The sequence below is a fragment of the Actinomadura kijaniata NBRC 14229 genome (genome assembly GCF_001552175.1).
GTDB lineage: Bacteria > Actinomycetota > Actinomycetes > Streptosporangiales > Streptosporangiaceae > Spirillospora > Spirillospora kijaniata.
On sequence record NZ_BCQR01000042.1, the window covers coordinates 63,585 to 72,683 of the forward strand.

The 9,099-nt window shown below is 74.0% G+C and carries 8 protein-coding genes; 5 read left to right on the top strand and 3 right to left on the bottom strand.

Annotation, left to right across the window (positions count from 1 at the left end; all coding sequences use genetic code 11):
- Positions 1 to 10 precede the first annotated feature (10 nt).
- The gene (gene otsB, locus AKI01S_RS15280) at positions 11 to 832 is read left to right on the top strand and encodes a trehalose-phosphatase (RefSeq protein ID WP_157419856.1); all 822 of its coding nucleotides are present in this window, start codon (positions 11 to 13) and stop codon (positions 830 to 832) included.
- Between the two features lie 135 nt (positions 833 to 967).
- Positions 968 to 1,939, top strand: a complete 972-nt coding sequence (locus AKI01S_RS15285) for a hypothetical protein (protein ID WP_157419857.1) — start codon at positions 968 to 970, stop codon at positions 1,937 to 1,939.
- 134 nt (positions 1,940 to 2,073) lie between these two features.
- Here AKI01S_RS15285 and AKI01S_RS15290 read toward each other — a convergent pair whose 3' ends face one another.
- Positions 2,074 to 2,649 carry a PadR family transcriptional regulator gene (locus AKI01S_RS15290; protein WP_067817000.1) on the bottom strand — a complete coding sequence of 192 codons (576 nt, stop codon included), beginning with the start codon at positions 2,647 to 2,649 and terminating at the stop codon, positions 2,074 to 2,076.
- Between the two features lie 220 nt (positions 2,650 to 2,869).
- Here AKI01S_RS15290 and AKI01S_RS15295 point away from each other — a divergent pair, with 220 nt between their 5' ends.
- Positions 2,870 to 4,120, top strand: a complete 1,251-nt coding sequence (locus AKI01S_RS15295) for an FAD-dependent oxidoreductase (protein WP_083999613.1) — start codon at positions 2,870 to 2,872, stop codon at positions 4,118 to 4,120.
- A 33-nt stretch (positions 4,121 to 4,153) separates the two neighbouring features.
- On the opposite strand, the gene AKI01S_RS15300 is transcribed toward AKI01S_RS15295, so the two are convergent.
- The gene (locus AKI01S_RS15300; protein ID WP_245681635.1) at positions 4,154 to 6,208 is read right to left on the bottom strand and encodes a serine/threonine-protein kinase; all 2,055 of its coding nucleotides are present in this window, start codon (positions 6,206 to 6,208) and stop codon (positions 4,154 to 4,156) included.
- Positions 6,209 to 6,333: 125 nt separating this feature from the next.
- On the opposite strand from AKI01S_RS15300, the gene AKI01S_RS15305 reads away from it, so the two are divergent.
- Entirely contained in the window at positions 6,334 to 6,885 is a 552-nt protein-coding gene (locus tag AKI01S_RS15305; RefSeq protein WP_067817007.1) for an RNA polymerase sigma factor, read from the top strand.
- A gap of 101 nt (positions 6,886 to 6,986) precedes the next feature.
- On the top strand, positions 6,987 to 7,994 hold the full coding sequence (locus AKI01S_RS15310) for a sulfotransferase family protein (RefSeq protein ID WP_067817010.1): 1,008 nt from the start codon (positions 6,987 to 6,989) through the stop codon (positions 7,992 to 7,994).
- Between the two features lie 349 nt (positions 7,995 to 8,343).
- On the opposite strand, the gene AKI01S_RS15315 is transcribed toward AKI01S_RS15310, so the two are convergent.
- A partial coding sequence (locus AKI01S_RS15315; RefSeq protein WP_501162089.1) for an SEL1-like repeat protein occupies positions 8,344 to 9,099 on the bottom strand: 756 nt, incomplete at its 5' end.

The window sequence follows — 9,099 nt, forward strand, 5'->3', positions numbered from 1 at the left end:
GACTGGTCCCGTGATCTCACCCCCTGCCACGACGGCCGCCGGTGCGAGCGGCCTGGACGCGATCCGTGACAACCCCGCCGAGGCGGTCCTCGGTTTCGACTTCGACGGCACCCTGGCGCCGATCGTCGCCGACCCGGCGGCGGCCCGGGCCCATCCCCGGGCGGCCGCGACCCTGGCCCGCCTGGCCCCGCTCGTCGGCTCCCTGGTGATCATCACCGGGCGGCCGGCCGCCACCGCCGTCGAGTACGGCGGGTTCGACGGCCTCGACGGTCTGGTCGTGCTCGGCCAGTACGGCCGGGAGCGCTGGGAGTCCGGCGTGCTGACCGCGCCCGAGCCGCCGCCCGGCGTCGCCGAGGTCCGGGCCAAGCTGCCGGAGGTCCTGGAGGCGTCCGGCGCGCCGCCCGAGACCTACGTGGAGGACAAGGGGCAGGCCCTCGCGGTGCACACGCGCCGCTGCGCCGAGCCGGAGAAGGCGTTCCAGCGGCTGCGGGGCATCATGGCCGCCCTCGCCGAGCGCACCGGCCTGGTCGTCGAGCCCGGCCGCTACGTCCTGGAGCTGCGCCCGCCCGGCATGGACAAGGGCCAGGCGCTCCGCTCCCACCTGGCCGAACGCGGCCGGACGCCGTCGGCGGTGCTGTTCGCCGGGGACGACCTGGGCGACCTGGCGGCCTACGACGCGATCGAGGCGCTGCGCGCGGAGGGCGTGCCCGGGGTGAAGGTGTGCAGCGCCTCCACCGAGGTGACCGTGCTGGCCGAACGCGCGGACGTGACCGTCGACGGTCCCGAGGGCGTGGTGGCGTTCCTGGAAAGCATGATCAATGATCTTTCCTGAACGCCGTTGACCTGCGCGTTCCGCGCAAACCTACGGGCCGGATGTGAGCTCTACGGCTAATTGCGCCAAAATACGGTGAATTGCGGTACTGGAGCGACCACAGGGGACCGGGGTCGAGAGCGGGGAGCTTGCACGGTGGAGAACCGGACGGGAATACCTGGAACGCCACGAGGGCCGGAGGAACCGGGAGGCACCGGTCCCCAGCCGTACGCGCCGCACGCCGAGCCGCCGGTCCCCGCCGTGGGCCCCGCCCAGCCCCCGCCGTACCCGTCCGAGGCGACCGGCGGCGGCCCGATCCCCGGCCCGCCCCCGGGTGGCGCGGCCCGGTCCGACACGATCCTGGACGGCCCCGCCGGGATGACCGGACGCGAGACCAGCGGCGTCCAGGTGCGGATCAGCTCGCGCCGGGCCCGCAACCGGGCGGCCCGCGAGGAGTCCGCCCGCAACGGCCGGCGCAACGGGATCGTCGCGGCCGCCGCCATCGCGACGGCGGCGGTGCTGGTCACCGGCGGCCTGCTGCTCATGCCGGGCTCCGACGACAGCGGCGGCCCGGCGCCCCGGGCGGGGGGCGAGGCCACCTCGTCCCCGGCCCGGGCGAAGCTGCCCCGCGCGGGACGGCCGCTGGAGGTCGGAACGGCCGACGGGTCGCGTTACCGCATCGCGGCGGTGGGCGCCGGCACCGCCGGCGGCGCCGCCCCGCAGTCGGGTTCGCAGGCGCAGTCGGGCGGCAGGCGCGCCTACGTCGAGTACGTGCTGAGCAACCCGACCCAGAACAAGGTGCTGCTGGACTTCCCCGGCGACGTGTTCGTCCGCCGCGCCCTGCTGCCGCCCTCGTCCCGCGCCCGCTGCGTGTGGGAGACCGGCGTTCCCGAGGACATGTGCACCCCGCCGACCAGGAGCGAGGTGATGCGCCCGCTGGCGGGCGGCCCGCTGCTCGCCGGTGACGGCGACGACAAGTACCTGCCGCCGGGCGGCGCCTACCTGGTGCGGGCGACGGTGGACGTTCCCGTCCTCAAGGGTCTGAAGGCCCGGGACCTGCGCCTCTACGTCTGGAAGAAGCTGTACGTGGAGGACCAGGTCGCGCGACGGGCGCCGTTCCCGTCCTGAGCGCCGCCGCGGCCGGTCCGCCGGTGACGACAGAACGCGCCCGGCTGCGGAGTCGCAGCCGGGCGCGTTGACGGGGGACGCGCACGGGCCGTGGCGCCGCGCGGTGGCGGCGGGCGCGTGCCGTCCGGTGACCGCTACTCGGCCTCGGGGTCATCGGCGAGGATGCCGTAGAGGCGGCGGCGGGCGTCGTTGACGACCTCCAGCGCGCGAGCCTGCTGGGCCTCGCTGCCGACGTGCATGACCTGGTGCAGCGCGCCCATGAGCTGGCCGATGGCGTCGCGGGTGCGCACGGCGCTCTCGCCCGCGGACTCGGCGACCTCCTCCCAGGGGGCGGTCTCCTGGCGCGCGGCCTCGGCGGTCCCCTCCTCGGTGAGCGCGAACAGCCGCTTGCCGCCCTCCTCCCGGCTGGTGACCAGCCCCTCGTCCTCCAGCATCTGGAGCGTCGGGTAGACCGAGCCGGGGCTCGGCCGCCAGACGCCGCCGGTGCGCTCGTCGAGCTGCTGGATCATCTCGTAGCCGTGCATGGGGCGCTCGGCGAGCAGGGCCAGCAGGGCGGCGCGCACGTTGCCGCGCCGCGTCCGGCCGCGTCCGCCGCGCCCCCGCCCTCGGCCGCGTGGACCGAAACCGGGGCCGGGGCCGGGGCCGAAGCCGCCGAACGGGTCGCCGCGCCGGGCACGCTCCTCGAAGAACGGGTGTCCCTCGCGCTGCATCGGATGACGGTGTCCGTGGTGGTGACGCATCGTGTCTCTCCTTCGATCGGTTGTCGATGCATTAACGATATATCGGTGAACACTCGCGATGCAACTGTCATTCCCGCGTGAGGTGGGCGCGCCCTCCCGTGATCACTCTGCGTGCCGTAAAAGATCTATCCCGTGACCTCTTGACGTGAAAATCAACGCATGATGAATTAATGGGCAGGAGGTGGTACCCATGACCGAAGCCACCATGACCACGACCTGCCTCATCGCCGGCGGCGGTCCTGCGGGCGCCGTCCTGGGGCTGCTGCTGGCGCGCGCCGGGATCGAGGTGACCGTGCTGGAGAAGCACGGCGACTTCCTGCGCGACTTCCGCGGCGACACGATCCACCCGTCCACGCTGGACGCCCTGGACGAGCTCGGCCTCGGCGACCGCTTCGAGCGGCTGGACCACCGCAAGCTCGCGAAGCTGAGCCTGGTCACCGACGAGGGCGAGATGACGATCTCCGCGCTGTCGACGCTGCGCGGCCCCCACCCCTACGTCGCGATGGTGCCGCAGTGGGACTTCCTCAACATGATCACCGAGGAGGCCGCGCGCTACCCGACGTTCCGGTTGCTGATGAACGCCGAGGCCACCGGCCTGCTCCGGGAGGGCGACCGGGTGACGGGCGTGCGCTACCGCGACGCCGACGGCGCCGAGCACCGCGTCCGCGCCCACCTGACCGTCGCCGCCGACGGACGCCACTCCACGCTGCGGCGCGCGGCCGGGCTGCGTTCCAAGGAGTCGGGAGTGCCGATGGACGTCGCCTGGTTCAGGCTGCCGCGCCACGCCGGCGACCGCGAGGACGCGTTCCTGCGCGTGAGCCGGGGCCGCATGGCGGCCGTCATCAACCGCACCACCTACTGGCAGATCGCCTACCTGGTGCCGAAGGGCCGGTACGCGGAGGTCGAGGCGGCCGGGGTGGAGAGCTTCCGCCGGTCGGTGGCTGAGCTGCTGCCGTTCCTGGCCGACCGCGTCGAGACCATCGACATGGCCGACGTGCGGGTGCTGGACGTGCGGGTGGACCGCCTGCTGCGCTGGTGGCGTCCGGGCCTGCTGTGCATCGGCGACGCGGCCCACGCCATGTCACCGGTGGGAGGCGTGGGCATCAACCTGGCCATCCAGGACGCCATCGCCACGGCGAACCTGCTGGACGGCCCCCTCCGCCGGGGCGCCGTCACCGAACGGGACCTCGCCGCCGTCGAGAGGCGCCGCACCCCGCCCACCAGGATCGTCCAGGGCTTCCAGCTCGGCATCCAGCGGGCGGCGATCGCCCCGATCATGCGCGGCGCCGTCCCCCTGCCCATCCGCCTGCTGAACCGGATACGGGGCGTCGGTCCCCTGCCGCGCGTCACGGCCCGGATGGTCGGCTACGGCCCCCGCCCCGAACACGTCCGCATCCCGCGACGGGTGACCCCCGCCCCGGAACCCCTCACCAGGACCTGACCGATGCGGTCCGGGGTCCGGCCGGGGCGCCGGTCAGGGAGCGGTGATCTTCAGGCTGTCCAGGATGGGCTTGACCAGGTCGCGGTTCGGGTCGGTTTCCTTGATCCGGATCCAGGCGCCGAACTTGTTGGTGCGGTCCTTCAGGCCGATCTCGGCGATCTTCGGGGTGCCGACGGTGCAGCTCGTGTAGCGGGTGACGGTCCCGGACAGGGACTTGTCGGGAGAGGTGTAGTTCTCCGGGGCGCCCTTGGTGCACTGCGCGTGCGCGGTGAACCGCGCCGGGAGCGGGCCCGAGGTCAGGTCGGTGGTCAGGCCGACGAAGACGCCCGCGCCCTTGCCGTTGCCCTTGAACGCGGCGACGCTCGGCGCGGCGCGCAGCACCGGGCGCGGCCGGGCGTCGGCGGGCAGGCCCTGCGCCGAGGGCGTCCAGGTGTTCTCGGCGGTGCCGAGCGGCCACGCCTTGGGCACGCCGACCTGGATCTTCTTGCTGGGGTCGGCGACCGTGGTGAAGTCGGCGGGCAGCGCCGGGGGCTTCGGGCCGTCGCCGCCGGGTTTGTCCTCGCCGCCGGAGAACAGGTTGCCGAGCAGCAGCCCGCCGATCACCGCGACGGTCAGCAGGACCGTGCCGATGATCAGCGGCAGCATGGTGTTCCTGCCGTCTCCGGAGCCCTTGCCGGAGCCGAGGCCCTTGAGCCGGCCCATCGCGTTCTGCACGGGAGACGGCCCCTGCGGTCCCTGCCGGCCTTGCGGCGGGCCCTGCTGCCCCTGCGGTGGTCCCTGTGGTCCCTGTGGTCCCTGCGGTGGTCCCTGTGGTCCCTGCTGCGGGCCCGGGGGGCCTCCCTGCCCACCCGGGGGCGGGAAGCCTCCCGGCGGGCCGTACGGCTGGCCTCCCTGCGGTGGCGGGCCGTATTGGCCCTGGCCAGGAGACTGGAAGACGGCGGTCTTGCCCTCGTCGGCCGGCGGCGGCCCGCCCTGAGGACGCATGTCCGGCGCGGGCAGGGAGATCGTGCGTTCGGCGTCGGCGTCGCGGCCCGTGGTCGACGGGCCGACGGGACGCCCGGCCGGGCCCGTCGGGTCGCGGGGCGAGGCGGGGCCGGGGTGCGGGTACTGGGCGTTGTGCGGCTGGTCCACAATCGTTTGGTCGCCGTCCATGGCCGGATTGTTCGCGGCGGGGGCGTCCTCCCGCGTCGGCGGCTCCGGCTGGACCTGGTGCCCGGCGGACGCCCGGGGCGGCGCGTGCGGCGGGCGTCCCGTGTTCTGCGGCGGGGGCGGCATCGGGCGCCGCGGCGGCTCCCGGCCCTCGTCACGGACGGTCTCCTCCAGCTCCGGCGGTCCGGCGGCCGGGGCGGGCTCGCCGCCCGACAGCGTCGGCCGCAGCGTGGCCAGGGCCTCGGCGAACGCCTCGGCGGTCGGCCAGCGCCGGTCCCGCTCGACCTCCAGCGCCCGCAGGATCACCTGGTCGAGCGCGGGCGGCAGGCCCTCGCGCAGCTTGCTGGGCGGCGTGCGGATCGGGGCCGGGCCCGGCGGCTTGCCGGCGAGCATGTGGTAGGTCAGCGCGCCCAGCCCGTACACGTCGGCGCGCACGTCCAGGCCGCCGCCGAAGCGGGCCTGCTCGGGCGACATGTACCCGGGGGTGCCGACCGGCAGCGTGAACGCGCCCGAGGCGTGCGCCAGCGCCTTGGCCAGCCCCAGGTCGGCGATCAGCAGTTTCTCGCCGCCGTCGGAGGTCGACTGGAACAGCACGTTGGACGGCTTGAGGTCGCGGTGGATCACGCCCAGCGCGTTGATGACCTCGACGCCGTGGGCGATCTCCTCGGCCAGCACCAGGGCCTCGCTGACCGGAAGTGGCCGCTCCCGCATCCGGTCGGCCAGGGTCCCCCGGTCGGCGTAGGACATCACGAAGTAGGGACGGCCGTCGGGCAGCTCCCCGATGTCGTGCACGCGGACGAGCCGCTCGGAGTCGGCGCGGCGCAGGATGCGCGCCTCCTCCAGAAACCGGTTGCGCACATCCAGATCGTCGATCAGGCTGCCGGAGAGGACTTTGATGGCGACCTGCGAGTCGAGCGCCTCGTCGTGCCCGAGCCACACGGAGGCGAACGCCCCGGATCCGAGGACGCGATCGATTCGGTAACGGCCGACAGTCGGTGGGAAGGACACTCCCGTATCATGCCCATCAAACGGGGTGTGTGCGAACGAGCTGTTAAGGCGCGGCGATGGCATTCGATGCGATGACCGAGGATTTGGCCGTCAAGGCCGCCCAGGGCGACAAGAACGCCCTGGAAGCGCTGCTGCGCAGGATCGAGCCCGACGTGCTGCGGCACAGCTCGCGCTACCTGCCCTGCCGCCAGGACGCCGAGGAGGCGTGTCAGGACGCGTTGATGCAGGTCGCGCGGAACATCCACCGGTTCGAGGGCCGCTCGCGGTTCTCCACGTGGCTGCACGTGGTGGTCTCGAACTCGGCCCGCTCCACCTACCGGTCGCTCAAGCGGCGCTCGGTCGAGCAGGCCGGGGAGCTGCCGCAGCAGCGGCCCGACCCCCGCCGGACCAGCGTCATCGCCGGTTCCCGGGTGGACATCCTGGACGCGATGGAGGAGCTGGAGACCCGCAAGCCGGACCTCATCCAGGCGCTGGTGCTGCGCGACGTGTCCCAGCTGGAGTACTCGGAGATCGCCGAGCACCTGCAACTGCCGCTGGGCACGGTGAAGTCGCGTATCCACGAGGCCCGCAAGCAGGTCCGGCAGACCCTCGGCGAGCACTACACCTGAGCCCGGGGCCGGCCGGGTCGCGTCAAGGCTCGGCAACGCGCGGGCAAGAACACCGTCGGTGAGCGGCGGGCGACCGGGCGTGTCGGACAGCATCGGCTGTCATGGCCATCCCTTCCGACCGCCCGATCTTCGTCATCGGCTGTCCCCGTTCGGGAACGACGCTGCTGCAGTTGATGCTGCACTCGCACCGGCGGATCGCGATCCCCGCCGAGACCCGGTTCCTGCTGCCCGCCTATACGTCGCGGTGCGAATTCGGTGACCTGGAGGACACCGAGAACAGACGGGCACTCGCGGAGTGGATCACCGGCCGGAAGACCACCAAGTTCCGTGATCTGGGACTGGACGCCGCCGAGGTCACCGAGGAGATCGTGCAGGGTCCGCCGACGATCGGCTCGGCGCTTGGCATCGTGTTCCGCGCCTACGCCCGCAAGCACGACAGGCCGCGCTGGGGCGACAAGCGGCCCAGCTACTCCAAGCACGTCGGGACGCTGCTGCGGATGTTCCCCGACGCCCAGTTCGTGCACCTCATCCGGGACGGCCGGGACTGCGTGGCGTCGCTGACCGAGATGCCCTGGTACAAGCAGGACGTCTACCACGCGATCTCCGCCTGGCGGGAGGCGATCGACAACGGCCGCCGCCACGCCGCGCGCCTCGGCCCCGACGCCTACTACGAGCTCCAGTACGAACGCCTGGTCGCCGACCCGGCGGGCGAGCTGTCCAGCCTGTGCGCGTTCCTGGGGGAGGACTTCGACCCGGCGATGACCGAGCCGCAGGGCATCGCCAAGAAGACGGTCCCGCCGCAGAAGAGGTGGCACGACCGCACCCGCGCCCCGGTCGACAACGCCCGGGTCGGGTCCTGGTCGACCCGGCTGGAGCCGTGGGAGATCGGCCTGGCCGAGGCGGTGTTCGGCGACCGGCTGATCGAGTACGGGTACGAGCCGAGCGGCGCGCCGCGGCCGACGGCGGCGCAGCTGGCCCGCTTCGCGCGGATCAGCACCCACCGCCGCATGGCCTACCGCAAGGCCGACCTGCGCGAACGCTGGCAGCGCCGCTACGAGCCCAACCCGGTGGAGTGCCTGCTGGGCTCCATGGAGACCGTCGAGATCTGACGATCCCGGATCTGACGGTTCCGGAGCGGCGCCGTGCACCGGAACCCGGCGGCGGCGGCGGTCCAGGCCACCTGCGGGACGCCGCCGGCCGGGATCTGCGGCCAGGAGATCGACGGGCCGTCGAAGCCCACCTCGATCAGGGCGGGGCTTCACCGGCACGACGAGCGGCACGGCGTAGGGGAGGAGCCGCGGGAGGGGCCGCCATCGGGGGCACCGTTCCCGCGGTGCGCCCAGCGGCGGGCCCGCAGCACTCCCATGCGCCCGGCACGACGGTGATGACCGTGAACGCGGCCGGGCCCCGCACAGCGGACGGAAGGCGGCCCCGTCCCCGTCTTCCGGCGGGGCACCGCTACGGGCGGCGGGTGATGTCGGCCTCGGCGAAGGCGGCGACGTCCAGCTCGTGCCGCGCGCAGGGGTGACCGTTGGCGGCGGCGCGGCGGAACAGCTCGTACCCCAGCCACAGCTCGCCGCTCTGGACGTGGTGCAGCCCGGCGCGGTAGGCGGCCTCGACGTGGCCGTTGGCGGCGGCCCGTTCGAAGAACAGGACGGCCGCGCGGATCATCTCGGCGCTCTCGTAGCGCAGCCCGATCCGGTAGGCGGCGACGGCCCCCCGCGCGAAGTAGGGGACGTCGGCGTCGTCCGCCAGCCCGCGGGCCTCGGCGTGCCCGGCCTCGGCGGCCCGCTGCGACCAGTACGCGGACTCGCTGGGGCGGTCGTCGCAGGCCAGCAGCACCGCCAGCCGGTAGCGGGCCTCGGGGTCGCCGTCCTCGGCGTTGCGCAGCAGCCGCATCCCCGTGCGCCCGTAGGCCCGGACGTAGCGTCGCAGCGTCAGGGTCGGCTCGGGCGGCGGTACCACCCCGGCCCTCGGCCCGAAGGCGTCGACGATCTCCACCGTGCCGACGCCGGACCGGGCGGTCGGCGCCGCGCCCCGGGCCGCGCCGCTCCCCACCGTTCCGGAGGGACCGCCGGAACGCGCCGGACCCCCTCCCGGCGGCATGTCGTCACGGCCGCCGGCCTGGTCGGGGGCCGGTCCGGCGGGAACCGCGCCCGGGAGGCGGGGCTGCCGCGGCGCGGTCCCCGGCGGTTGGCCGGGGACCGCCGACCC